This window comes from Crystallibacter degradans (assembly GCF_012952295.1).
Classification (GTDB): domain Bacteria; phylum Actinomycetota; class Actinomycetes; order Actinomycetales; family Micrococcaceae; genus Crystallibacter; species Crystallibacter degradans.
This window is the reverse complement of record NZ_JABBCH010000001.1, coordinates 268957-293147: the sequence shown is the minus strand read 5'-3', so window position 1 is coordinate 293147 and position 24191 is coordinate 268957. Positions and strand designations below refer to the sequence as shown.

General features: G+C 65.3%; 21 protein-coding genes and 1 tRNA gene. 20 read left to right on the top strand and 2 right to left on the bottom strand.

Annotated features, from left to right (window positions below; translation table 11 throughout):
* Nucleotides 1–53: 53 nt before the first annotated feature.
* Both HGO92_RS01255 and sdhC read right to left on the bottom strand, forming a co-directional pair.
* A complete protein-coding gene (locus HGO92_RS01255) occupies nucleotides 54–524 on the bottom strand; it encodes a succinate dehydrogenase hydrophobic membrane anchor subunit (protein WP_169991140.1) in 471 nt (156 codons plus the stop codon).
* A 2-nt stretch (nucleotides 525–526) separates the two neighbouring features.
* Nucleotides 527–910, bottom strand: coding sequence for a succinate dehydrogenase, cytochrome b556 subunit (gene sdhC, locus HGO92_RS01250; protein WP_169991138.1), 384 nt, complete (start codon nucleotides 908–910; stop codon nucleotides 527–529).
* A gap of 354 nt (nucleotides 911–1264) precedes the next feature.
* Between sdhC and HGO92_RS01245 the strand changes: the two genes are divergently transcribed.
* The 20 genes from HGO92_RS01245 to HGO92_RS01150 all read left to right on the top strand — a co-directional run bounded on the left by HGO92_RS01245 (nucleotide 1265) and on the right by HGO92_RS01150 (nucleotide 24167).
* On the top strand, nucleotides 1265–2413 hold the full coding sequence (locus HGO92_RS01245; protein WP_169991137.1) for a mannose-1-phosphate guanylyltransferase: 1149 nt from the start codon (nucleotides 1265–1267) through the stop codon (nucleotides 2411–2413).
* A 105-nt stretch (nucleotides 2414–2518) separates the two neighbouring features.
* The gene (locus tag HGO92_RS01240; protein ID WP_346768841.1) at nucleotides 2519–3697 is read left to right on the top strand and encodes an amidohydrolase; all 1179 of its coding nucleotides are present in this window, start codon (nucleotides 2519–2521) and stop codon (nucleotides 3695–3697) included.
* 242 nt (nucleotides 3698–3939) lie between these two features.
* Nucleotides 3940–5046 (top strand): BMP family lipoprotein, encoded by a 1107-nt coding sequence (locus tag HGO92_RS01235; RefSeq protein WP_440915684.1) that lies wholly within the window; start codon nucleotides 3940–3942, stop codon nucleotides 5044–5046.
* A gap of 154 nt (nucleotides 5047–5200) precedes the next feature.
* Nucleotides 5201–6754: an ABC transporter ATP-binding protein gene (locus tag HGO92_RS01230; RefSeq protein WP_169991131.1), complete on the top strand. Its 1554-nt coding sequence runs from the start codon at nucleotides 5201–5203 to the stop codon at nucleotides 6752–6754.
* Nucleotides 6751–8118 (top strand): ABC transporter permease, encoded by a 1368-nt coding sequence (locus HGO92_RS01225; RefSeq protein ID WP_169991129.1) that lies wholly within the window; start codon nucleotides 6751–6753, stop codon nucleotides 8116–8118. Before HGO92_RS01230 ends, HGO92_RS01225 begins: the two co-directional genes overlap by 4 nt.
* Nucleotides 8115–9404 (top strand): ABC transporter permease, encoded by a 1290-nt coding sequence (locus tag HGO92_RS01220; protein ID WP_169991128.1) that lies wholly within the window; start codon nucleotides 8115–8117, stop codon nucleotides 9402–9404. The genes HGO92_RS01225 and HGO92_RS01220 overlap by 4 nt, the downstream gene beginning before the upstream one ends.
* Before the next feature lie 229 nt (nucleotides 9405–9633).
* A complete protein-coding gene (locus HGO92_RS01215) occupies nucleotides 9634–10014 on the top strand; it encodes a cytidine deaminase (protein ID WP_169991975.1) in 381 nt (126 codons plus the stop codon).
* 28 nt (nucleotides 10015–10042) lie between these two features.
* Nucleotides 10043–11329 carry a thymidine phosphorylase gene (locus HGO92_RS01210; RefSeq protein WP_169991126.1) on the top strand — a complete coding sequence of 429 codons (1287 nt, stop codon included), beginning with the start codon at nucleotides 10043–10045 and terminating at the stop codon, nucleotides 11327–11329.
* A gap of 391 nt (nucleotides 11330–11720) precedes the next feature.
* Nucleotides 11721–12431 (top strand): VTT domain-containing protein, encoded by a 711-nt coding sequence (locus HGO92_RS01205; protein ID WP_169991124.1) that lies wholly within the window; start codon nucleotides 11721–11723, stop codon nucleotides 12429–12431.
* Nucleotides 12432–12519: 88 nt separating this feature from the next.
* On the top strand, nucleotides 12520–13665 hold the full coding sequence (locus HGO92_RS01200; protein WP_169991122.1) for an adenosine deaminase: 1146 nt from the start codon (nucleotides 12520–12522) through the stop codon (nucleotides 13663–13665).
* A gap of 7 nt (nucleotides 13666–13672) precedes the next feature.
* On the top strand, nucleotides 13673–14386 hold the full coding sequence (locus HGO92_RS01195) for a MazG nucleotide pyrophosphohydrolase domain-containing protein (RefSeq protein WP_169991121.1): 714 nt from the start codon (nucleotides 13673–13675) through the stop codon (nucleotides 14384–14386).
* Between the two features lie 96 nt (nucleotides 14387–14482).
* Nucleotides 14483–15763: a phosphopyruvate hydratase gene (gene eno / locus HGO92_RS01190; protein WP_169991119.1), complete on the top strand. Its 1281-nt coding sequence runs from the start codon at nucleotides 14483–14485 to the stop codon at nucleotides 15761–15763.
* A 180-nt stretch (nucleotides 15764–15943) separates the two neighbouring features.
* Complete coding sequence (locus HGO92_RS01185; RefSeq protein WP_346768808.1) at nucleotides 15944–16675, top strand: FtsB family cell division protein; 732 nt, start codon at nucleotides 15944–15946, stop codon at nucleotides 16673–16675.
* A 129-nt stretch (nucleotides 16676–16804) separates the two neighbouring features.
* Nucleotides 16805–17509, top strand: a complete 705-nt coding sequence (locus tag HGO92_RS01180; RefSeq protein WP_169991115.1) for a DUF501 domain-containing protein — start codon at nucleotides 16805–16807, stop codon at nucleotides 17507–17509.
* Nucleotides 17506–18450, top strand: coding sequence for a Ppx/GppA phosphatase family protein (locus tag HGO92_RS01175; protein ID WP_169991113.1), 945 nt, complete (start codon nucleotides 17506–17508; stop codon nucleotides 18448–18450). The genes HGO92_RS01180 and HGO92_RS01175 overlap by 4 nt, the downstream gene beginning before the upstream one ends.
* 110 nt (nucleotides 18451–18560) lie before the next feature.
* Entirely contained in the window at nucleotides 18561–20075 is a 1515-nt protein-coding gene (locus tag HGO92_RS01170; RefSeq protein WP_169991112.1) for a S8 family serine peptidase, read from the top strand.
* A gap of 114 nt (nucleotides 20076–20189) precedes the next feature.
* The gene (locus tag HGO92_RS01165; RefSeq protein WP_169991110.1) at nucleotides 20190–21632 is read left to right on the top strand and encodes an NAD(P)/FAD-dependent oxidoreductase; all 1443 of its coding nucleotides are present in this window, start codon (nucleotides 20190–20192) and stop codon (nucleotides 21630–21632) included.
* Nucleotides 21633–21845: 213 nt separating this feature from the next.
* Nucleotides 21846–22358: a GNAT family N-acetyltransferase gene (locus HGO92_RS01160; RefSeq protein ID WP_169991108.1), complete on the top strand. Its 513-nt coding sequence runs from the start codon at nucleotides 21846–21848 to the stop codon at nucleotides 22356–22358.
* 68 nt (nucleotides 22359–22426) lie between these two features.
* Nucleotides 22427–22499 (top strand) — tRNA-Leu (locus HGO92_RS01155).
* 285 nt (nucleotides 22500–22784) lie between these two features.
* Nucleotides 22785–24167: an ABC transporter substrate-binding protein gene (locus tag HGO92_RS01150; RefSeq protein ID WP_169991106.1), complete on the top strand. Its 1383-nt coding sequence runs from the start codon at nucleotides 22785–22787 to the stop codon at nucleotides 24165–24167.
* The last annotated feature ends 24 nt before the right edge of the window (nucleotides 24168–24191 follow it).

The following is a 24191-nucleotide window of genomic DNA, read 5'->3' as shown; positions in this document are numbered from 1 at the left end:
GCGTTCTGCTTGATGATCTGCCGGCCGCGTTTCCGGCGCGGCCGGGCACCGGACTACGGTGCGGGGCAGAAGGAAGGCAGCAGTTCAGCAGCGGCGTTTGGCGGGCACGGATCGAAGGTGAAGATCACCAGGGTGCCGAGCACAATGATGACAGCCGTGGCCGCGTACAGCACGGTCTTGAGCCAGAAGCGCGTGCCGTCCTTGTCCGCGTAGTCGTTGATGATGGTGCGCACACCGTTGGTGCCGTGCAGCATTGCCAGCCACAGCATCGCCAGATCCCAGATCTGCCAGAACGGGTCGGCCCACTTGCCGGCCACGAAGCCGAAGTCGATGGCGTGCACGCCCTCGCCGACCATGAGGTTCACAAACAGGTGGCCGAAGATCAGGACAACCAGGACGAGGCCCGAAACGCGCATGAAGAGCCATGCGAGCATTTCGAAGTTGCCGCGGGAGCTGCCATGGCGGGTGTACTTCGGTGCAACGCGACCGGAGCGCGGAGCCTGGATTTCAGATGAAACTGCCATGATTAGTGACCCCCGGTGAATGCAAGCGTTAGGTGACGGATCAGGAACGGAACCATGACGAGAACCCACAGTCCGACAACGCCCCACAGCAGCTGTGCCTGGTACTTCGGGCCCTTCTTCCAGAAGTCCACGAGGATGATACGCAGACCGTTAAAGGCGTGGAACACGATGGCTGCTACGAGCCCTGCTTCCAGAAGCGCCATGAACGGGTTCTTATACGTGGCTATAACGACGTTGTATGCCTCCGGCGATACGCGTACCAGCGCGGTGTCCAGTACGTGTACTAAGAGGAAGAAAAAAATTGCGACGCCGGTGACGCGGTGTCCTACCCATGACCACATGCCTTCTCGGCCGCGGTAGAGGGTCCCTGCTGGTGTCTTCGACACTGAATTAACCTCCCTGCATCGCAAGGGCGCTAGCGTGGTTTCCACGCAGAGTTACGCCATGCGAGAGCGCTCTTCGTTCAAGACTAATCTAGGCTTCGCTCAGGGCTTATTCAATTTGAAGAACTCCCATGTGAGCTTTTTAACAGCCGCGCTGTCATGAACGCCTGATCCGCGCGAAATAGGGGCAAATTCAGCCATTTAGGCCATTAAAACGTGCCCTATTCCTGGCCTCGCAAAGTGACTGCAACAACCGAACTTGGCGTTCACGCTGCGGACGGCCCTTGACAGGCGCGTGCGCCGGATCCCTCCACAGGATGAGTACACCCGGCGCCGGACTGGTCTACCTTTGAAGTGATGACTACTGATAAGCCGCTGGGCAATGGCCCGGCCAACGAAGACAATGTGCTGGGCCGTTTTTACGGTGTTATTCCGGCCGGCGGGGTGGGGACCCGGTTGTGGCCGCTCTCGCGGGCGGCGGCGCCGAAGTTCCTGCATGATTTGACCGGGTCCGGGAGCACGCTGATCCGGGCGACGTATTCGCGCCTGGAGCCGTTGTGCGGGGACCGGACCATGGTGGTCACCGGCACCGCGCACCGCAAGGCGGTCCTGGCGCAGCTGCCGGAACTGACGAAGAACAACCTGGTGCTCGAGCCCGAACCCAAGGACTCCGCGGCCGCGATCGGGCTGGCCGCCGCGATCCTGTACCACCGGGATCCGCGGATCATCATGGGTTCCTTCGCCGCGGACCAGGTGATCAACCCGGTGGAGAAGTTCCAGGCTGCGGTGCGCGAGGCGATCCATACCGCGGCCGAGGGCTACATCGTCACGATCGGGATCACTCCCACGCACCCCTCGACCGGGTTCGGGTATATCCGCACGAACGGGAACCTGGGCATCGGAGCGGCGCCGAACGCGCTCGGGGTGACCGAGTTTGTGGAGAAGCCCGACGCCGAGACCGCGCAGGCGTACCTGGCCGAGGGCGGGTACTCGTGGAACGCGGGCATGTTCGTGGCCCCGGTGGAGCTGCTGCTCAAGCACCTGGAGACGAACGAGCCGCTGCTCTACGCGGGTTTGATGGAGATCGCCGCGGTCTGGGATACCCCCAAGCGCCGCGAAGTGGTCCGCCGGGTGTGGCCCGGGCTGGCGAAGACCGCGATCGATTACGCGGTGGCCGAGCCGGCGGCCGCGGCCGGGGATGTAGCGATGATTCCGGGCGACTTCTCCTGGGACGATGTGGGGGACTTCGCCGCGATCGGCCGGCTGAACGCCGCGTCGGAGACGAACAACCTGACCGTGCTCGGCGAGGGCGCGCGGGTGTATGCGGAGAACGCGACCGGGATGGTGGTCTCCGATACCAAGCGTGTGATCGCGCTGATCGGTATTGACGACGTCGTTGTGGTGGACACTCCGGACGCGCTGCTGATCACCACCAAGGAACACGCCCAGCAGGTCAAGAAGGCCGTCGAATCCCTCCGCGCCAGCGGCGACATCGACGTTCTCTGAGTCCGGCCGTGGGGTCCGCTTAACGCGGGTACGTTGAACACGCCCCTTCCGGCGGCAACTGGGTAGAGTTTGTCTGTGCAGACTATTTCAGAGACTTCGGACAGCATTCCCCGCATAGGTGTGTGGACGGCCCCGTTCGTGGACGGATTGCGGCAGTTCCGTCGGGATCTGCACCAGCATCCGGAGTTGTCCCACAAGGAGTTCCGTACGACCGCCAACCTCATTGCCCGGCTGCGGGATGCGGGGCTGGAGCCCGTGCCGCTGGAAGGTACCGGGCTGTACGTGGACATCGGCGAGGGGCCGCTGGCCATTGGCCTGCGTGCCGACATCGATGCGCTGCCGATCATGGAGGAGACCGGGCTGGAATACGCCTCGGTTAATAAGGGCATCAGCCACGCGTGCGGCCACGACATCCACACTACGGTCATGCTCGGCGTGGCCCTGGTGTTGTGCAAGCTTGAAATGGAGGGTGAGCTCGGCGGCCGGGTGCGCGTCATCTTCCAGCCGGCCGAGGAGACCATGCCCGGCGGCGCGTTGGCCGTGATTGAACAGGGCGTCCTGGTGGATGTGCCCCGGATCCTCGCGCTGCATTGCGACCCCCGGGTGGACGTAGGCCAGGTGGGCACCCGGATCGGCGCCATCACCTCGGCCTCGGACACCATCCGGATCGAGTTGTCCGGCCGCGGCGGGCACACCTCGCGGCCGCATCTGACCGAGGACCTGGTCTTTGCGCTGGCCGAGATTGCCGTCAACGTTCCGGCAGTGCTGAGCCGCCGGATCGACGTGCGCAGCGCGGTCTCCGTTGTCTGGGGCCAGATCCGCGCCGGCGCCGCGCCGAACGCCATTCCCGCGCACGGGTTTATGGCCGGCACCATGCGCTGCCTCGACGGCGAGGCCTGGCACGCCGCGGGGGAGTTGCTCGATGAGGTGGTCAGGCAGGTAGCCGCGCCGTTCGGCGTGGAAGTGAAGCTTGAGCACATTCGTGGGGTGCCTCCGGTGATCAATACCGAGCGGGAAACCGGCTTGATCGAGGCCGCCGCGCGGTCGGAGCTCGGACCGGGTTCCGTCATGCTGACCCCGCAGTCCATGGGCGGCGAAGATTTCGCTTGGATGACGCAGGAGATTCCCGGCGCCATGATGAGGCTGGGAACGCGGACGAAGGGCGGAGAGACGTTCGACCTGCACCGCGGCGACTACACGCCGGATGAGCATGCCATCGGCGTAGGAGTACGGGTCATGGCTGCCGCCGCCGTCATGGCCTGCCGAGGCAAGGACCTGGGCTAAGCAGCCCGTCCCCGCCGTCGTCGTTGTTCTGTGGCGATACCGGTAAGTAACAAATTTTCAACAATGTTCGTCCAAGCACCGGAAATTGATACTCTGCCCTGCCCGCGGCCGCTATTGTAGGCTCGTAACGCACCTGCAGGACGGGTGCGCCCGCCGCGCGGATGCCAGTGGTGACAGGACACAATCCTGACTGCACTCAGTGGCCTACGGCAGTGGGGCAATCTTTCTTTTCTGGAGGAACCTTGAAGAAATCACTGCGCACCATCAAGCGCGGCACCGGCCTGTCTGCGGCCATGCTCGGCGCATCCGCCCTCGTCCTCGCCGGCTGCGGCGCCCCTCCGGCCGAAACCGAAGGCAGCGCGGGAGCGGAAGGAGCCGACTACCTCGGCTGCATCGTTTCCGACTCCGGTGGCTTCGACGACCGTTCCTTCAACCAGTCCAGCTACGAAGGCCTGAAGATGGCCGAAGAGGATCTGGGCATCAAGATCCAGCAGGCAGAGTCCCAGGCGGAAACCGACTTTGTGCCCAACGTGGACGAAATGGTGCAGTCCGGCTGCGACATGGTCCTGACCGTCGGCTTCCTGCTCGGCGATGTCACCAAGGAAGCCGCCAAGGCCAACCCCGAGACCAACTTCGCTATTGTCGACTACTCGGATCCCGAGTTCACCGACAACGTCAAGCCGATTGTCTACGACACGGCCCAGGCCGCCTTCATGGCCGGTTACCTGGCCGCCGGTGTCACGGAGACCGGCAAGGTTGCCACGTACGGCGGCATCCAGATTCCCACCGTCACGATTTTCATGGACGGCTTTGCCGACGGCGTGAAGTACTACAACGAGCAAAAGGGCGAGGACGTCCAGCTGCTCGGCTGGAACAAGGAACGGCAGAACGGTACCTTCGTCGGCAACTTCGAAGACCAGGGCAAGGGCAAGACCAACACCCAGAACTTCATCAACGAGGGCGCGGACATCATCATGCCCGTCGCCGGCCCGGTGGGCCTGGGCACCCTGGACGCCGTGATCGAAGCCAACGAAGGCGGCAAGGAAGCCAAGGTCGTCTGGGTTGACTCGGACGGATACGAAAGCGCCGGCAAGGGTGAAGAATTCATCCTCACGTCGGTCATGAAGGGCATGGCCGCCTCCGTCGAAGACGTCATCCGGACCGATCTCGAAGGCAACTTCGACAGCACCCCGTATGTCGGCACGCTGGAAAACGAGGGTGTCTCGCTGGCACCGTTCCACGATCAGGAAGCCAACGTTCCGGATGAGCTAAAGCAGGAGCTGGAGACCATCAAGGAATCCATCATCTCCGGCGAAATCACCGTTGAATCCGAGGCAAGCCCCAAGTAGCAGCTGAACCGGCCGGACCGCCGCCTCCGTGCGCTCATCCGCATGGGGCGGCGGTTCGTTCTGTTATTGGTGTGATCGGTTTAGGCTGTAGACAGTTCGCCCGTTGCACGAAATCGTTCCGCTGACACCTACAAAGAACAGGTTGGTTGGGGTTTTGAAGCTCGAGCTAAAGGGAATTACCAAGAAATTCGGTTCCTTTGTTGCCAACGACCACATAGACCTCGTGGTCGAACCGGGACAGGTGCACAGCCTGCTTGGCGAGAACGGCGCCGGGAAGTCCACGTTGATGAACGTCCTCTACGGTCTGTACGAACCCACCGAGGGACAGATACTGATCGACGGCAAGCCCGTCGACTTCAACGGGCCGGGCGATGCCATGGCAGCGGGAATCGGCATGGTGCACCAGCACTTCATGCTGGTACCGGTGTTTACCGTGGCGGAGAATATCGCGCTGGGCAACGAGGCGACCAAAGCGGGCGGGATCCTCAACCTGGACGAGACCCGGACGAAAATCCGGCAGATTTCCGAGCAGTACGGCTTCCAGGTCGACCCGGATGCCGTGGTGGAGGACCTGCCGGTGGGTGTCCAGCAGCGTGCCGAAATCATCAAGGCACTGGTCCGCGACGCCGAGGTGCTGATCCTCGACGAACCCACGGCCGTCCTGACACCGAAGGAAACCGACGAACTGCTCGCGATCATCGCCCAGTTGAAGTCGGATGGTAAATCGATTGTCTTCATTTCCCACAAGCTCCGCGAGGTCAAGGCAGTCTCCGACCTGATCACGGTGATCCGCCGCGGCAAGGTGGTCGGCGATGCGGATCCCAACGCCTCCACTACCGACCTGGCGTCCATGATGGTGGGCCGCTCGGTGAGCCTGTCCCTTAATAAGGCGCCTGCCCAGCCGGGTGAAGCAACCTTTGTCATTGACGGCCTGACCGTGACGGCCCCGACCGGCCAGCGGGTGGTGGACAACATCTCCCTGCAGATCGCCCAGGGCGAGATCCTGGCCATCGCCGGGGTCCAAGGCAACGGTCAGACCGAACTCACCGAGGCCATCCTCGGGCTGCAGGAGCATGTGTCCGGTTCCATTCGGCTTGAGGGCAAGGAACTGGTTGGCCGCGGGACCAAGGAGATCATCAACTCCGGCGTCGGCTTTGTGCCGGAGGACCGCAGCGTGGAGGGACTGGTAGGTGCCTTCTCGGTAGCCGAGAACATGATCCTGAACCGCTACGACCAGGCGCCGTTCGCCAAGGGGCTGGCAATGAAGCCGGCGCGGGTGGCGGAGAACGCCGCCGAGCGGATCGCCGAGTTCGACGTCCGCACGCAATCGGCCACTGCTGCCGCGGGCACGCTTTCCGGCGGTAACCAGCAGAAGGTGGTAATGGCCCGTGAACTGTCCCGCCCGCTCAAACTCTTCATCGCCTCGCAGCCGACCCGCGGCGTCGACGTCGGTTCGATCGAATTCCTGCACAAGCGGATTGTCTCCGAACGCGACCGGGGCACACCGGTGATGATCGTATCCACCGAACTGGACGAAGTTCTGGAGCTGGCGGACCGCATTGCCGTCCTGTATCAGGGAAGGCTGATGGGGATAGTTCCCGGCAACACCTCGCGCGACACCCTCGGCCTGATGATGGCGGGGATGGGCGCGGAAGATGCGCAAGGCACCGATCCGGCACGCACAGATCCTGAAAGCGGGGACAAATGAGCGAGGACGAGCATAAGCACGCCCGGAAGAAAACCGACGAGCACGCCTCCGAGGTACGCCTTGAGGCCATGGTCGACACGGAGGACGGCCGGATTGCCCCGCCGCCGGTACCGGCCACTGCGCAAAGCGGGGACCTGCACCCGGAAGCCAGCTCGCAGACAGTAGGCCAGCGGATCATGAGCGGCGACGCCCTGGTGGCCGTGCTCGCCGTCGTACTTTCGCTGATTGCCGGCGGAATCCTGATCGCGCTGACCGATGAAGACGTTGCGCAGACAGCTACTTACTTCTTCGCGCGGCCGCAGGACATGCTGCTGGCCGCGTGGTCGGCCGCGTCCGAGGCGTACCTTGCGCTCTTCCAAGGGTCGGTCTTCGACTACGAGGGCGAGACCTTCTCCCGGATGATCTCCCCGCTGATGCAGACACTGACCGTGGCGACGCCGCTGATCTGTGCCGGCCTGGGCGTGGCGCTGGCCTTCCGCGCCGGTCTGTTCAACATCGGCGCCCAGGGCCAGATCATCATCGGTGCCACGCTGGCGGCCTGGGTTGGCTTCGGCCTGCACCTTCCGGTCGGCATCCACTTGCTGCTGGTGATCGTGGCCGGCATTATCGGCGGCGCGATCTGGGGCGGCCTGGTGGGCCTGCTCAAGGCAAAGACCGGCGCGCACGAAGTCATCCTGACCATCATGCTCAACTACGTGGCGATCTACCTGGTCACTTATTTACTAACCACGCCCGCCTTCCAGCGGCCCGGGTCGTCCAATCCGATCAGTCCCCTGCTGGATGAAACGGCGATGTATCCGCCGCTGTTCGGCGACGCCTTCCGGCTGCACTGGGGCTTCATCGTGGCGTTGCTGGCAACGGTGTTCGTCTGGTGGCTGCTCAAGCGCTCGATCATCGGCTTTGAACTGCGCGCGGTGGGGGCGAACCCGGTGGCAGCGCGCACCGCAGGCATCAGCGTGACCAAGGGTTACGTTGTCGTCATGCTGATTGCCGGGGCGCTGGCCGGACTCGCCGGCGTGGCCCAGGTGGCCGGCACCGAACAGGTCCTGTCCTCCGGCGTGGCAGCCAGCTTCGGCTTCGATGCTATTACCGTGGCACTGCTGGGGCGCTCGACGCCGTGGGGAACGTTCTTCGCCGGACTGCTGTTCGGCGCGTTCCGGGCCGGTGGCGTGACCATGCAGATCAGTACCGGAACCAGCATCGACATTGTCCTGGTGGTCCAGTCCCTGATCGTGCTCTTCATCGCGGCGCCGCCGCTGGTCAGGGCGCTGTTCCACCTGCCCGAGCCCGGCAAGACCAAGGGACCCAGAAGCCCCAAGGGAACCCGATCCCGCAAGCCCGCCACGACCGGAGGTCCAGCATGAGCACGGCAGTGTCAACCGCGCCCGAGCAGAGCACCACCCGCGCCGGCGCAGTGCGGAGCTGGAAGACCCCCATCACGCTGGCCGTGCTGGCCGTCTTCGCGCTGCTGGTCTTCGCCATCGGCGCGCCCGGGAACGAGGTGACCTTCCGCCTGTCGGACCCGGGGGATGCCATTGTGCTGCCGCCGATTGTCGTCTTCGCCCCGGTCATGGGCTGGATCGGTGCGGTGATCATGGTTGCCGCAGCCGCGCTGGCGTTCGTGCAGGTTCGGGCGGGCCGGCCTGTCCCGGGCTGGCTGATCGCCGTGTTCGCCGTCGTATTTGTGGCCGCCTTCCTGAGCTGGATTGTCGGCAGCGCGCGCACTCCCAACGTGGCGCTCTACGGTCTGCTGGCCGGATCCGTGACGCTGGCCGTGCCGCTGATCTTCGGTTCGCTTTCGGGCGTGCTGTGCGAACGCTCCGGCGTGATCAACATCGCCATTGAGGGGCAGCTGCTCTTCGGCGCGTTCTCCGCGGCGGTTGCCGGATCGCTGTCGGGCAGCGCGTTTGTCGGGCTGATGGCCGCCGCCGTCGGTGGTGTCCTGGTCTCGCTGGTGCTGGCGGTGTTCAGCATCAAGTACCTGGTCAACCAGGTCATTGTGGGCGTGGTGCTCAATGTGCTGGTGTCCGGCCTGACAGGCTTCCTGTTCTCCACCGTGCTCAGCGCCGACGCGGAAACCTGGAACTCCCCGCCGCGCCTGCCGGTGATTTCCATCCCGTTCCTCTCCGACATTCCCATCATCGGACCCATCCTGTTCGAGCAGGCCATTGTGGGCTACCTGATGTATGTCGCCGTCGCGGTGATCTACATAGGCCTGTTCCACACCAAGTGGGGCCTGCGGACCCGGGCCGTCGGCGAGCACCCCAAAGCGGCGGACACGCTCGGCGTCAAGGTCAACCGCATGCGTTTCATGAACGTGTCCCTGGCCGGCGTGGTGGCCGGACTCGGCGGTGCGTTCTTCACCCTGGTGTCAGTCTCCAGCTTCGGCCGCGACATGACGGCGGGGCAAGGCTACATTGCCCTCGCCGCCCTGATCTTCGGCCGCTGGAATCCGATCGGCGCCTTCTTCGCGGCCCTGCTGTTCGGCTTCGCCACCAACCTGCAGTACGTGCTCAGCTTCCTGGGCACCCCGGTACCCAACCAGTTCCTGGCCATGCTGCCGTACATCGTGACCATCTTCGCCGTCGCCGGCCTGGTCGGCAGGTCCCGGGCACCGGCGGCCAACGGCGTGCCGTACATCAAGGGCTGACATGACTGAGCTGCCAGCGAATCCAGATAACGACGGCGGGGCGTCACCCAGCGACGGCGGGGCGTCACCCAGCGACGGCGGGGCGTCACCCAGCGACGGCGGTGCGTCACCCAGCGACGGCGGTGCGTCACCCAGCGACGGCGGGGCGTCACCCAGCGACGGCGGTGCGTCACCCAGCGACGGCGGGGCGTCGTCCCAAGCGGACCGGACCGGGGCGGACCGCGCGGAGGTGGACTGGGCCGCATTGCAGGACGCGGCGCGCGCAGCCTCCGCGCATGCCTATGTTCCCTATTCGAAGTATCCGGTGGGCGCGGCCGCCCTGACCGAGGACGGCCGGATCGTCACGGGGGCGAACGTGGAGAACGCCTCCTACGGCCTGACGTTGTGCGCGGAGTGTTCGCTGGTCAGCGCGCTGCATATGTCCGGCGGCGGGCGGCTGATGGCCTTCAGTTGCGTCGACGGCGCCGGCAACATCCTCATGCCGTGCGGGCGCTGCCGCCAGCTGCTCCACGAATTCCGGGCGCCGGGCATGCAGCTGATGACCATTTCCGGCATCAAGACCATGGACGAGGTCCTGCCGGACGCCTTCGGCCCCGAGAACCTGGGCTGAGTCCAGCACGCTAAAGAAGGAGAGTCACGTGGGAGAGAATTTCGACGCCGTCGACATCATCCGGATCAAACGCGACAAGGGCACGTTGAGTCCGGAGCAGATCAGCTGGACCATCGACGCCTACACCCGCGGTGCCATCGCCGACGAGCAGATGTCCGCCCTGAACATGGCCATCCTCCTGAACGGCATGAGCCGCGAAGAAATCACCCAATGGACAACGGCGATGATCGCCTCGGGCGAGAAGATGGACTTCTCTTCGCTCGGCAAGACGACCACCGACAAGCATTCCACCGGCGGAGTGGGGGACAAGATCACCCTGCCGCTGGCCCCGCTGGTAGCCGTCTTCGGGGTCGCCGTCCCGCAGCTGTCCGGCCGCGGGCTCGGCCATACGGGCGGAACCCTGGACAAGCTGGAGTCGATTCCCGGCTGGCGCGCGGATCTGTCCAACGACGACATGATGGCCCAACTGGCCGACGTGGGTGCCGTGATCTGCGCCGCGGGCGCCGGCCTGGCCCCGGCGGACAAGAAGCTCTACGCCTTGCGTGATGTCACCGGCACGGTGGAGGCCATCCCACTGATCGCCTCGTCCATCATGAGCAAGAAGATCGCCGAGGGCACCGGTTCGCTGGTACTGGACGTGAAGGTTGGCTCCGGTGCGTTCATGAAGGACAAGGACATGGCCCGCGAGCTGGCCGAAACCATGGTGGGCCTGGGCAAGGACGCCGGCGTGAACACGGTAGCCTTGCTGACCAACATGCGTACGCCCCTGGGACTGACCGCCGGCAACGCCATTGAGGTGGAAGAGTCCGTGGAGGTACTGGCCGGCGGCGGTCCCCAGGACGTGGTGGAGCTGACCATCCGGCTGGCCGAAGAAATGCTGCAGGCTGCCGGCGTGCCGGACGCTGATCCGGCCGCCGCGCTCAAGGACGGGCGGGCGATGGACGTCTGGAACCGCATGATCGAGGCGCAGGGCGGCGATCCTCGGGCAGCGTTGCCGGTCGCAAAGGAATCCGAAGTGGTCTATGCCGCGGCGGACGGCGTCCTGCTGGAACTGGATGCCCTCGCCGTCGGGGTTGCCGCCTGGCGCCTGGGTGCCGGCCGCGCCCGCAAGGAGGATCCGGTCCAGGCCGGGGCCGGGGTGCGGATGCATGCCAAGCCGGGCGCGCTGGTCCGGGCGGGGGAGCCGCTGATGACCCTGCTGACGGATACTCCGGACAAATTCGACCGGGCGAAGGAAGCGCTGGCGGACGCCGTCGTTATTGGTCCGGAAGGGGACAGGCCCGATCAGCAACTGGTCATCGACCGCATCGCCTGAGCGCACGCGCACGCTGTCTCCGTCGATGCACCCCGGCCGGGGCCAGCGCTCCCACCGGACTGAACCAACTACCCCAGCACCTAGAAACTGGGGTAGGAGTATCTACATTGGATGGACAAACCTCTTCCGCAGAGGGCACGGGGCGAGGATAATTGTTGTCGTACCGGCGTCCGGGGGAGCGGCCGGAGCCGCGGCTGCCTCGTCCCGAGGGATGAGGCAGCCGCGGTAATCAGTTGCGCAGATCCTGCCGTCATGCGACTCGGGGATGATGCGTCCAGGGTTTCGGGCACGTACCGTTATCTCAGGGTGTTGATCAGGGCAACGCCCCATAGCGGCACTTATTGCAACGTGACATCGTTGGAATAACCAACCGGCGAACAGGATCATTCACGTGCAGGCTTTTATGGACGCTCTCAACGTCTTCATCATCGATGCGGCCGCCCAATGGTGGGTGTATCCGCTGCTTTTCGCACTCTGCCTCATTGACGGAATTTTCCCGCCGGTGCCGAGCGAATCCGTGGTCGTTGCCCTGGCCGCGCTGGCCGTTTCGGCGGGCGTTCCGAATATCTGGCTGGTCATCGCGATCGCTGCCGCGGGTGCCATGGCGGGGGACAACATTGCGTATCTGATCGGCAGGCGCATCGGCTCGAACCGCTTCAAATGGATGCAGCGGCCGCGCGTCGCCTCGGCCTTCGCCTGGGCCCGGAAAGAACTCGACCGCCGCGGAGCCCTGCTGATCCTCAGTGCCCGCTACATTCCCATCGGCCGTGTGGCGGTCAATATGACCGCCGGCGCCACTGGCTTCCATCATCGCAGGTTCGTGTTCTTCAGCATCATTGCCGGCATCTCCTGGTCGCTCTATTCCGTGGGCATCGGCGCCCTCGCCGGGCAGTGGTTCCACGACCACAGCCTGCTGGCTGCCGGCTTGGCCATCGTCATCGCCCTGGCCCTGGGTCTCGTCATCGACCATGGCCTGAAACTGCTCTACAAGCGCAAGGCACGTAGGAGCCATGAGGCAGAGGACGCAGCCTCGGCAACGGAAAATTCAGCAGCCACCTCCAAGAGCGCGCAGGCGCGGACCGGCACCCCGGTCTCGCACTGAACCTCCCGTTATCACCTCGTTTTCACAACCTCTACACAACGGCCGCCGGGGCGTGCATCGGTTCGGCTGTCGACGTAAGGTGGTGCCTGTGACTGAGCCTAATTACTCTGCTGACCCTGCCGCCGACGTCGACATTGATATCCGCAGCCTCCCCAAAGTTTCGCTGCACGACCACCTCGACGGCGGACTCCGCCCCGGGACCATCATCGAACTGGCCGCGGAAGCGGGCCACCAGTTGCCGTCCACCGACCCTGTCGCCTTGGGCGAGTGGTTCCGTGAATCCGCGGACTCCGGCTCGCTGGTCCGCTATCTGGAAACGTTCGACCACACCGTAGCCGTAATGCAGACCAAGGAAGGCCTGCACCGGGTCGCCAAGGAGTTCGTCGAGGATCTGGCGGACGACGGCGTGGTGTACGGCGAGGTGCGCTGGGCGCCGGAGCAGCACCTCACCAAGGGGCTGACGCTGGATGAGGCAGTCGAAGCGGTCCAGGCCGGGCTTGAAGCAGGCGTGGACTCGGTCGAGGCCAGCGGCCGGCCCATCCAGGTCGGACAGCTGATTACCGCCATGCGCCACGCGGACCGCGGCCAGGAAATTGCCGAGCTCGCCCTCCGGCACCGGGACAAGGGCGCAGTCGGCTTCGACATCGCCGGCGCCGAGGACGGCTTCCCGCCGTACCGGTTCAAGGACGCGTTCACCTACCTGGCCGAAAACCAGTTCCCCGTCACCATCCACGCCGGCGAGGCCGCCGGGCTGGACAGCATCGTCGACGCCCTGGTCAGCGGCCGCGCCCTGCGCCTGGGCCACGGCGTGCGCATCGCCGAAGATATCCAGGTGGACTTCAGCCCGAATGAAGAGAACGACGCCGACCTGGGCCTCGTCACGCTGGGCCGGGTTGCCGCCTGGGTCCGGGACCGCGGCATCGCGCTGGAATGCAGCCCGTCCTCGAACCTCCAGACCGGTGCCACCGCGCCCTTTGGCGAGGGCATCGAAAACCACCCGTTCGACCTGCTGTACCAGACCGGTTTCAAGGTCACCATCAACGCGGACAACCGTTTGATGAGCGGCGTTACCCTCTCCGACGAGTACGAACTGCTGGTCGAAACTTTCGATTACGACCTCGATGACCTGCTCGAAATCACACTCAATGCGGCGGAAGCAGCCTTCCTGCCGCTGGAAGAGCGCGAGGCGCTGGTCGAGTTCATCGCCGAAGGATTCAGGGCCTACCAGGGCTAAACCTGCCATGGCTGAAAGCACGACGGCGGTCGGCCGGCTTGTGCAGGTGGTGGCGCTGCTGCGCGAGCATTGCTTGTGGACAGCCGCGCTCACCCACGAGTCCTTGGTCGAGTACCTGATCGAGGAATCCCACGAGCTGGCCGAGGTCATCGAGGCCGGGCCGGGTACCGCAACCGGCGAACTCAAGGGCGAGTTGGCCGACGTCCTCTTCCAGGTGCTGCTGCATGCCCGGATCCAGGAGGAGGCCGGCAACTTCGACTTTGAGGATGTGGCCGAGTACCTGAGCGCAAAGCTGGTCCGCCGGAACCGGCATGTGTTCAAGCCCGATGGTTCGCTGCAGGAGTCCTTCCCCGAAAGCATCGAGGAGATCGTCGCCAGCTATGACGCGGTCAAGCAGGATGAGCGGCCGGAGCGGGACAGCCCGTTCGACGGCATCCCGCCGACCTTGCCCGCACTGACGCTGGCGGCGAAGTCGATCGACCGGGCCAGACGCGCCGGCTTCCCGATGGACCAGCAGCTGGGAAGCTCCGAGGCAGGTAGCCAGTCACCGACGTCGCACGACGAGCCGCTGGCCCCGCAAAGCCAGGCCCCGACGTCGGAAACCGAACTCGGAAACCTGCTGCTCGCCGTCGTTAGCCAGGCTTCGGCCGCAGGTCTGGACGCGGAGCAGGCGCTGCGCGGCGCGGTACGCCGGTTTCAACGCGGCGTAACGGGCGCATAAGCACGCACCGTTCTCGATTACGCTTAGACCGACAGTGCTGTCCGGCGGCCTGTTGTAAAGAGTTTCATCTTTCGTTCCAATGAACAGGAGCAATCAATGGCGCTTATTGATGCCATCCACGCGCGTGAAATCCTTGATTCCCGCGGCAATCCCACGGTTGAGGTTGAGGTCTTGCTCTCGGACGGCTCCATGGGCCGCGCTGCTGTCCCGTCCGGGGCATCCACCGGTGCTTTCGAAGCGGCCGAGCGCCGTGACGGCGAGAAGAACCGCTACCTGGGCAAGGGCGTCAGCCAGGCCGTCAACGCGGTGCTCGACACGATCCAGCCCGCCCTGGTGGGCCGCGACGCGACCGACCAGCGCCTGATCGACCAGACCATGATCGATCTGGACGGCACCTCCAACAAGTCCAACCTGGGCGCCAACGCCATCCTGGGCGTTTCGCTGGCCGTGGCCAACGCTGCCGCCGAGTCGGCCAACCTGCCGCTCTACAAGTACCTGGGCGGCCCGAACGCGCATGTGCTGCCCGTTCCGCTGATGAACATCCTGAACGGCGGCTCCCACGCGGACTCCGACGTCGACATCCAGGAATTCATGGTGGTGCCTCTGGGTGCTGCCACCTTCTCCGAAGGCCTGCGCTGGGGCGTCGAGGTCTACCACAGCCTCAAGTCCGTGCTCAAGGACAAGGGCCTGTCCACCGGACTGGGCGATGAGGGCGGTTTCGCCCCCAACCTGCCGAGCAACCGCGCAGCGCTGGACCTGATCACCGAGGCGATCAACAAAGCCGGCTACACCCCGGGCAAGGAAATCGCGCTGGCCCTGGACGTCGCCTCCTCCGAGTTCTACTCCGACGGCGCCTACCAGTTCGAGGGTAAATCCCTGACCGCCGCCGAGATGAGCGAGTACTACAAGCAGCTCGTGGCCGACTACCCGCTGGTCTCCATCGAGGACCCGCTGGACGAGGACGACTGGGAAGGCTGGGCTACCCTGACCGCCGAACTCGGCGACAAGGTGCAGCTGGTGGGCGATGACCTCTTCGTCACCAATCCCGAGCGCCTGCAGCGGGGCATCGACGCCAACACGGCGAACTCGCTGCTGGTCAAGGTCAACCAGATCGGTTCCCTCACGGAGACCCTGGAAGCCGTCTCGCTGGCACAGCGCAATGGCTACACCACGATCACCTCGCACCGTTCCGGCGAGACCGAGGACACCGCCATTGCGGATATTTCGGTGGCCACGAACGCGGGCCAGATCAAGACCGGCGCCCCGGCCCGGTCCGAGCGTGTGGCCAAGTACAACCAGCTGCTGCGCATCGAAGAAGAGCTCGACGACGCCGCGCGCTACGCAGGTGCCGGCGCTTTCCCGCGTTTCAAAGCCTGAACCCTGCCCCTGAATCTGTATCGTCTTAAGTGGGAACTGATAACCTCAATGCCTGCCGACGACCAATGATCTAGGAGCTCCATGGCCACCCGACGTCCCAGAGTGCCACGTGCCGGCCGCCCGGCCGGCGGCAGCGGGCCTGTGCAAACAGGTGCCGGTTCAGGGGCGCCGGGTGGTTCCGTGTCCGGGAACACCGGCCGCGACCATGGCGGGGCAGCGGGGCATGAGGCGCACGAGGGTGCCTCGTCCGAGGCGAAGGTTATCCGCGCGGACTTCGGCGGCTCCGAGGCCAAGTCCCACGGATCGAAAGCCGAAGGACCCAAAAAGAAGCCCTCGCCGTCGGAGGCCCGGGCGGCCGAACGCCGCGAGCTCTCCGGCGCCATCCGGCAACCCATCATCAGCAGGACGACGCCGAAGGACCGGCCGGAGGACGGCGGCGACGGCACCGGAAGCACACCGGTCCCGGCCAGGGGTTTTTCCGGACGAATGCTGGCCCTCGCCGTCGTACTCGTGACGATCACGATTCTGCTGGCCCCATCCGTGCGGATCTTCATCGAGCAACGCTCCGCGATCGCCGCCCTGGAACGTGAAATTGCCGCGGAGCAGAAGACCCAGAGCCAGCTGGAGAAGGAGCTGGCGCGCTGGGAGGACCCGGAGTACATCAAACAACAGGCCCGGGATCGCATATTCTATGTAATGCCGGGTGAGACACGTTATCTGGTGACCGGGACCGAAGGGCTGAGCGAATCCGAGGAACATGCGTCTGTAGCGGCGCCGTCCAACCTGCCGTGGGTGGACGCGCTGTGGGACTCGGTCAAGCGGGCAGCGACCGACGTTCCGGCGGAAGAGAACGCCGACAAACCGGACAGCTCCGAAAAGCAGGACGAGCCGGCCGAGAAACCAGCGGAATAGCCGGTCTGCCCGGCTACATCGGTGGCCGACGGAACCGATGCAGCGCCGAGGCGTCCGCGTCGGACCAGGACCACGAGCCATCCATTCAGCCCGCACCAGCATGTCCGCACAGTCAGGAAGGACCGCGCCATGGAAGACCCGCGCACACCCACTCCCCAGGACCTGGAGACCCTCAGCCGGCAGCTCAGCCGGCCGGTGCGGGACGTGGTGGAAATCGGAGCGCGCTGCGTCTGCGGCAACCCTCTGGTAGCGACGACGGCGCCGCGGCTGGGCAACGGCATCCCGTTCCCCACGACTTTCTACCTGACCCATCCGATCATCACCTCGGCCGTGTCCCGGCTCGAGGCCGCCGGCGTCATGACCGAAATGACCGAACGGCTCGAACAGGATCCGGAACTCGCTGCCGCCTACCGCGGAGCGCACGAGGACTATCTGCGCGTCCGCGATGAAATCGGCGCCCGCACCGGCGTGGGGTCTGTCCCCGAGATCGCTGGTGTCTCCGCGGGCGGCATGCCAACCCGGGTCAAGTGCCTGCATGTGCTGGTGGGGCATTCGCTGGCCGTCGGCCCAGGCGTGAACCCACTGGGCGACGAGGCGCTGGACGGGATCGCGGAATGGTGGACCAAGGACCGCTGTTATTGCGACGGCGCTTGGGACGTCGCGGGGCCGGCCCCCGCGAAGGACCTGAGCCGCCACACCAAGACCCAGGGGCTCAGCCCCGAAGAGCTCGAAGCCAAGAAGGCCGAACGTCGTCGTGCTGCCGAAGACGAGCCTGCCGGCGAACACGGCGCACCTGAACACAACGCACCGGAACAGGAAGAGGGAGCCCGATGAGCCGCGTAGGGGCCATTGACTGCGGAACGAACTCCATCCGCCTGCTGATTGCCGACATCGACGACGACGGCGTGCTGACCGACGTGGTGCGGCTGATGAAGGTGGTCCGGCTTGGCCAGGGCGTCGACGCCACCGGCATGCTCGCCGATGAAGCGCTGGCACGTACCTTCGCCGCGGCGGAGGAATACGCGAGCCTGCTGCAGGAGCACGGCGCCGAACGCCTGCGCTTCGTCGCGACCTCCGCTACCCGCGACGCGGGCAACCGGCAGGTCTTTGTCGACGGGATCCGGGAGCGCGTCGGGGTGGAACCGGAAGTGGTCACCGGCGCCGAGGAGGCCGAACTGTCCTTCACTGGCGCGGCAAGCGTGCTGGCCACGGCACCGGGGGAGAAGGTGCTGGTGGTCGATCTGGGCGGCGGCAGCACCGAGTTTGTCCTCGGCACGTCCGAGGGCGTCCAAGCGGCCTTGAGCACGGACATGGGCTGCGTGCGCTTCACCGAACGGCACCTGAAATCAGACCCGCCGACCGCCGTCGAAATCGCCGCGGCGGAAGCGGACATCAAGGACTACATCGGCGCTGTGCTGGCGGACGTGCCGCTCGCGGACACGGACCGGCTGGTCGGAGTGGCCGGGTCCATCACCACCGTGACGGCGCATGCCCTCGGGTTGACCGAATACCAGCCCAACACCATCCACGGTGCGGAACTGGATGCGGCCAAAACCGCCGCCGCCTGCACGTCGCTGCTGTCCATGTCCCGCGCTGAACGCGCCGCGCTGCCCTACATGCATCCGGGCCGGGTGGACGTGATTGGCGCCGGGGCCCTGATCTGGCGCACCATTAACAACCGTGTCAATGAACTGACCGCCGGCAGGGTCAACGGGGCCACCGCCAGCGAGCACGACATCCTCGACGGCATCGCCATGAGCGCCGCCCGCAGGTAAGCAGGAAGTAACCGAGAAGGGCCGCCGGTCCGATCAACGGTAGGATTGTCCGCCATGCCCCGATCAAGGGGACTGGCAGGACACCGGGGAATCCAGGAAAGAGGACACGCATGCACAGCAGAGCCGGAAGACCGGGCCGTCGGGCCACGGTCCGAGCCGCCGCACTCTCTGTGGTCTCCGTGCTGGCCTTGGTGGGCGGCACAGTCTTCGCCCCGGCAGCCATGGCCGATGCAACCCGCGACAAGCAGTACTGGCTGGACTCCTACGGCATCCGCGAGGCCTGGAAGACCTCGCAGGGCGAAGGCGTCAAGGTCGCCGTCATCGACAGCGGCGTGGACGCCACCCACCCGGATCTCAAGGGCGCCGTCGTCGGTGGTACGGATGTTTCCGGAGCCGGTTCGGCCAACGGGCAGCGCGGCATCGGCCAGACTCCTGAACACGGCACCCTCGTGGCCACCTTGCTGGCCGGCCGCGGCCACGCGCCCGAAAAGAAGGATGCGGACAAGGGCGGCAAGGACAAAGACCGGAAGGACGACGACGAGAAGGCGCCGGAGCCCAAGGACAAGGGCATCGGCGCCGGTACCGACGGCGTTATCGGGGTGGCGCCCAAGGCCGACCTGCTGACCGTCTCCACCTGGCTCGGCTCGCCGAATCCGGCCGGCGTCAGCATCGAAGAGCAGATCCCCGCCGCGGTGAAGTGGGCCGTGGACAACGGTGCCAAGGTCATCAATATGTCGCTGACCAGCTCCAGCACATCCTGGCCTGAAAACTGGGACGAAGCGTTCCTCTATGCCGAGCAGAACGACGTCGTTATTGTGGCCGCCGCGGGCAACCGCGCGGGCGGAACAGAGCAGTCCGGCGCACCCGCCACCATTCCCGGCGTGCTGACGGTGGCCGGGCTGAACCGCGAAGGCGAAGCCAGCGAAGGCGCCTCCGCCCAGAGCATCGTGATCGGCGTGGCGGCGCCGGCCGAGGACCTGGTGGGCGGCCTGCCCGGAGGTCTCTACGCGGACTGGTCCGGCACGTCCGGCGCCACCCCGCTGGTCTCCGGCGTTGCGGCGCTCATCCGTGCCGAGTACCCGGAGATGAGCGCGGCCCAGGTGGTCAACCGCATCATTTCCACGGCCAAGGATGCCGGCGTGCCTGGTCACGACCCGATCTACGGTTTCGGCATTCTGGACGCGGAAGCCGCCCTAACCGCGGACGTGGCCGTTGTCGGCGCGAACCCGGTGGGCTCGATTGCCCAGTGGATCACCGTGCACCGAAGAGGACAGGTAGCCCCGGCGGAAACAAAGGTCCCCGCCAACCGTGTGGAGGAAGAGCCAGCCGTGCCCGAGCCCACCACTCCGGTGGCAGAGGCGCCGCGGCTCGAAGGGGACGTGCTCCCTGCCGTGATCGTGGTTGGTTTCAGCCTCGTGTTTATCCTGGTCATCGGCCTCGGCGTCCAGCAGACGCTGCGGGCCAGGCGTCTGGCCGCCGCCGAACAGGGTGGCACCGAACAGGCTGGGACCGACGACGGCGAAGACACCGGTTTCCTGCCGCCGATCCGCGAGCCGCTGCTCAAGGAAACGGGCAAGAGTGTGAGCCATGGAACCGGCAAAGGAAGCGGTCCGCGGAACCGCTGACCATGCGGGGGCCTGACGGTGCTGCAGCCCCTGCTTGGTGCGGCGGCCGTGTGGGGCAGCAGCGGCGCCGACCACTTAGTGAAAACTTTCACAAAAGGGTTTACACTGTCTCGTATGGCATACACTCCTGCTCTCTCAGACCGTCCTCGCGTCCTCGTAGTCGGCGGCGGCTACGTCGGACTTTATGTGGCGCTTAAGCTCCAGAAGAAGGTTAAGGCCCACGGCGGCATCGTAACCCTGGTGGATCCGCTGCCCTACATGACCTACCAGCCGTTCCTGCCGGAGGTTGCTGCCGGCTCCATCGAGTCCCGCCACGCCGTGGTTTCCCACCGCATGCACCTGAAGCAGACCGAAGTTATCACCGGCCGGGTCGCCTCGATCGACCACGCCAACAAGACCGCCGTGGTTGAATCCGAAGACGGCGAAGTCAGCTTCAACGTCCCGTACCGCGACGTCGTGATTGCCGCCGGCGCGGTAACCCGTACCTTCCCGATCCCGGGCCTCGCCGAAGAGGGCATCGGGCTGAAGACCATTGAAGAAGCGCTGGAATTGCGCAACACCGTGCTGGAGCGGATCGAAGCCGGCTCCATCATGCCGGACGGCCCGGAGAAGCAGCGCGCCCTGACCTTCGTCTGTGTCGGCGGCGGCTTCGCGGGCATCGAAGCCATGACCGAGATCGAGGACATGGCCCGCCACGCCGCGGAGAACAACCCCCGCCTGAAGCGCTCGGACCTGCGCTTCGTGCTGGTGGAGGCCATGGGCCGCATCATGCCCGAGGTCACCGAGCACCAGGCCGAGTGGGTTGTCTCGCACATGCGCTCGCGCGGCATCGAGGTGCTGCTGAACACCTCCCTGGCATCGGCCGTGGGCGGCAAGCTGGACCTGATCAACATGCCGGACAAGACTCCGGCGCAGTCCTTCGAGACCGACACCCTGCTGTGGACTGCGGGCGTGCAGGCCAACCCGATCGTCCGCCAGTTCGGCTTCCCGCTGGACGACCGCGGCCGGGTCAAGGCCAACGCCGAACTGCACATCATCGATGAAAACGGCCAGCCGATCGACGGCGCCTGGACCGCCGGCGACGTCGCAGCCGTCCCGGACCTGACCGGCGGCGGCGTGGGCGGCTTCTGCGTCCCGAACGCCCAGCACGCAGTGCGCCAGGCCAAGCTCATGGCGAAGAACATCCTCGCCGAGCGCTGGGGCGTGGGTGAGGTCAAGGAGTACAAGCACGAGAACCTTGGCGCCGTGGCCGGCCTGGGGCTGAACAAGGGCGTTGCCAAGGTCATGGGCATCAAGCTCAAGGGCCCGCTGGCCTGGCTGGCACACCGCGGCTACCACGGCTTTGCCATGCCAACCATGGAGCGCAAGATCCGCGTCGTCGCCGACTGGCTGCTCAACGCCATCCTCGGTCGCGACACCACGGAGATCGCAGATCTGGATACACCGTACCGCGCCTTCCGCACCGCTGCCACGCCGCGCAAGTCCACCGAACCGAAGCCTGCCGAAAAGAAGGCAGAGGACAAGGCGGACGAGCAGGCCCCTGCAGACTCGCGCTAACAGCGGGCCACGCCTCGGACCGATAGCGACCGGGGATCCGGGCCTAGCGACGGCGGCAACTGAACTCAACGACGGCGGGAGCCGGGGTCTCGTACTGAACCTCGGCTCCCGCCGTCGTCCGCTTGGTTGCCGGTTGCCGGTTGCCGGTTGCCGGTTGGCGGTTTGGACGGTGATGGTTGCTGTCGAGGGTGGCTGGCGATCTACACTGCAGTGATGGAATTGCGCAGCGAACACGCCAGCGACCGGCCGGCGATACTGGAGTTGACCGGCCGTGCCTTCGCCACCGATGACGGGGCCAATCCGCCGGTCGAGGTTGGCCTGCTGGCCGAGTTGTTCGAATGCGACGGCTACCTGCCCGGGCTCTCGATCGTTGCTGCCGATGCGGGCATGGTTGTTGGGCATTCGATCACCACCCGTGGCTTTATCGGCGATCAGCCGGCGCTCGGACTGGGCCCGATTTCCGTTCTGCCCGAACGTCAGCGGCAGGGGATCGGGGCGGCGCTGTTGGAGGAAACCAGAATCCGGGCCGAGGGAATGGGGGAGTCAGTAATCGTGCTGCTCGGACACACCACCTACTACCCACGATTCGGCTATCGCCCGGCCTCGGAGCTCGGTATCCAAGCGCCGGATCCGCAATGGGGCGACTATTTTATGGCGCTGCCGCTTGGCGGACGAGAGGTTCCGGTGGGAACGTTCCGCTACGCGGAGCCCTTCGCACGGCTCTAGTCCTTCGTGCCCGTCTCGTCCTGGCCGGGGCGGATCGAGTAGGCTTAGGGCGAGCATTTTCACGGCACGCCCCCGTAGTCCAATGGCAGAGACAGTCGACTTAAAATCGATCCAGTGTGGGTTCGAGTCCCACCGGGGGTACAACTGGGTACGACGGCGCCCGTTCGGGCGGATCTCAGCGCGGGGACAATGTCTGCGTTGGAGGGCGGGACGACGCCCCTTGAGGAAATGTGGCTATCTAACTGGCCCGATAGGACTCGGATGGGTCCATTTTGGGGCATAATTCGACGGCTGTGACGAGCGTTACAAGGATGTAACCGAATAGTCTTATTTTTTGGCCATTTGTGCACTAGCTTTTCTTCTAATCAGGAAACCCTGATATTCGCATCGAAGGTTCGCGGACCTTTGGATCGAGGAGAAAAATTCATGACTGCAACACGTAACGCAGTGCTGTTTGGCGCCGGCGGTAACACCGCGCGCGCGGCCAGATTCGCGGCACTCGGTCTCGGCGTCGCACTGTTCGCGTCAGCCTGTGGGGGCGGCACTTCGACCGAAACCGAAGGAAACGGCGGCTCTGCACCCGCAGCCGCAGGGCTTGTCTGCCCAGAGGGCGGCGAGGGCGCGGGTCCGACCACCGGAACCAAGGGGGATCCGGCAGCCGTACCGGAGACAAAGGGGTCCACCGATACACCGTTGAAGATCGGCTCACTGCTGCCCACCACTGGCGCGCTGGCCTACCTTGGCCCGCCAGAAATTGCCGGCGTTGATCTGGCCATCAAGCAGATTAATGAAGCAGGCGGCGTTCTCGGTGAAGACGTCGACGTCGTGCACCGTGACTCGGGCGACACCACAACGGATATCGCCACCCAGTCCGTGTCCGCGCTGCTCGGCCAGGACGTCAACGCCATTGTCGGCGCAGCGTCATCGGGCGTTTCGAAGACCGTCATCAACCAGATCACCGGTGCTGGCGTCCTGCAGATTTCGCCGGCGAATACCTCGCCGGACTTCACTGACTGGGACGACAACAACCTGTACTGGCGTACAGCCCCCTCGGACGTGCTCCAGGGCCGCACCCTTGGCAGCTACATGGTCGCCTGTGGAGCGCAGACGCTCGGCATGATCGTCCTGAACGATGCCTACGGCACAGGCCTGCGGGATAACGTGAAGACCGCGTTTGAGGGCGCCGGCGGCCAGATCGTCGCTACGGAAATGTTCAACGAGGGCGATTCGCAGTTCAGCTCGCAGGTTGACGCCGTCGCTGCCGCCAACCCGGATGCCGTCGCGCTGATCACGTTCGACCAGGTGAAGTCCATTGCCCCGCTCCTGCTGGCCAAGGGAATCACCCCGGACCAGCTGTTCCTGGTTGATGGCAATACGGCTGACCTGAGCAAGGACCTGGACCCGGGGGCCATGGAAGGCGCGCAGGGCACCATCCCCGGCACCTTCGCAAAGGACGAGTTCAAGGCCTCGCTCGCGGAAATCGACGACGGGCTGACTTCCTACGCCTATGCCGGTGAAGCCTATGATGCCGTGAACCTCGTGGCTCTGGCCTCCGAAGCTGCCGGGAGCACCAAGGGTGAAGACATCGCCGGGGAAATGCAGTCGGTGTCCAGGGACGGGGAGAAGTGCTATGACTTCGCTGGCTGTGTGACCCTGCTCCGCGAGGGTGCCGATATCGACTACGACGGTATCTCCGGCCCGATCACCTTCGACGAGAACGGTGATCCGACCGAGGCTTACATCGGCATCTACGAATACGACGCCGAGAACCGTCCCCAGCCGATGCGTGAGGAGTTCGGCCAGCTATAAAGTAAAACAACGTCACTCGCAGTC

Coding starts and splice junctions, on each gene's coding strand:
- HGO92_RS01255 (WP_169991140.1), bottom strand. CDS start 524: ATGGCAGTTTCATCTGAAATCCAGGCTCCGCGCTCCGGTCGCGTTGCA.
- HGO92_RS01245 (WP_169991137.1), top strand. CDS start 1,265: ATGACTACTGATAAGCCGCTGGGCAATGGCCCGGCCAACGAAGACAAT.
- HGO92_RS01225 (WP_169991129.1), top strand. CDS start 6,751: ATGAGCGAGGACGAGCATAAGCACGCCCGGAAGAAAACCGACGAGCAC.
- HGO92_RS01220 (WP_169991128.1), top strand. CDS start 8,115: ATGAGCACGGCAGTGTCAACCGCGCCCGAGCAGAGCACCACCCGCGCC.
- HGO92_RS01195 (WP_169991121.1), top strand. CDS start 13,673: ATGGCTGAAAGCACGACGGCGGTCGGCCGGCTTGTGCAGGTGGTGGCG.
- eno (WP_169991119.1), top strand. CDS start 14,483: ATGGCGCTTATTGATGCCATCCACGCGCGTGAAATCCTTGATTCCCGC.
- HGO92_RS01180 (WP_169991115.1), top strand. CDS start 16,805: ATGGAAGACCCGCGCACACCCACTCCCCAGGACCTGGAGACCCTCAGC.
- HGO92_RS01175 (WP_169991113.1), top strand. CDS start 17,506: ATGAGCCGCGTAGGGGCCATTGACTGCGGAACGAACTCCATCCGCCTG.
- HGO92_RS01170 (WP_169991112.1), top strand. CDS start 18,561: ATGCACAGCAGAGCCGGAAGACCGGGCCGTCGGGCCACGGTCCGAGCC.
- HGO92_RS01165 (WP_169991110.1), top strand. CDS start 20,190: ATGGCATACACTCCTGCTCTCTCAGACCGTCCTCGCGTCCTCGTAGTC.
- HGO92_RS01160 (WP_169991108.1), top strand. CDS start 21,846: ATGGAATTGCGCAGCGAACACGCCAGCGACCGGCCGGCGATACTGGAG.
- HGO92_RS01150 (WP_169991106.1), top strand. CDS start 22,785: ATGACTGCAACACGTAACGCAGTGCTGTTTGGCGCCGGCGGTAACACC.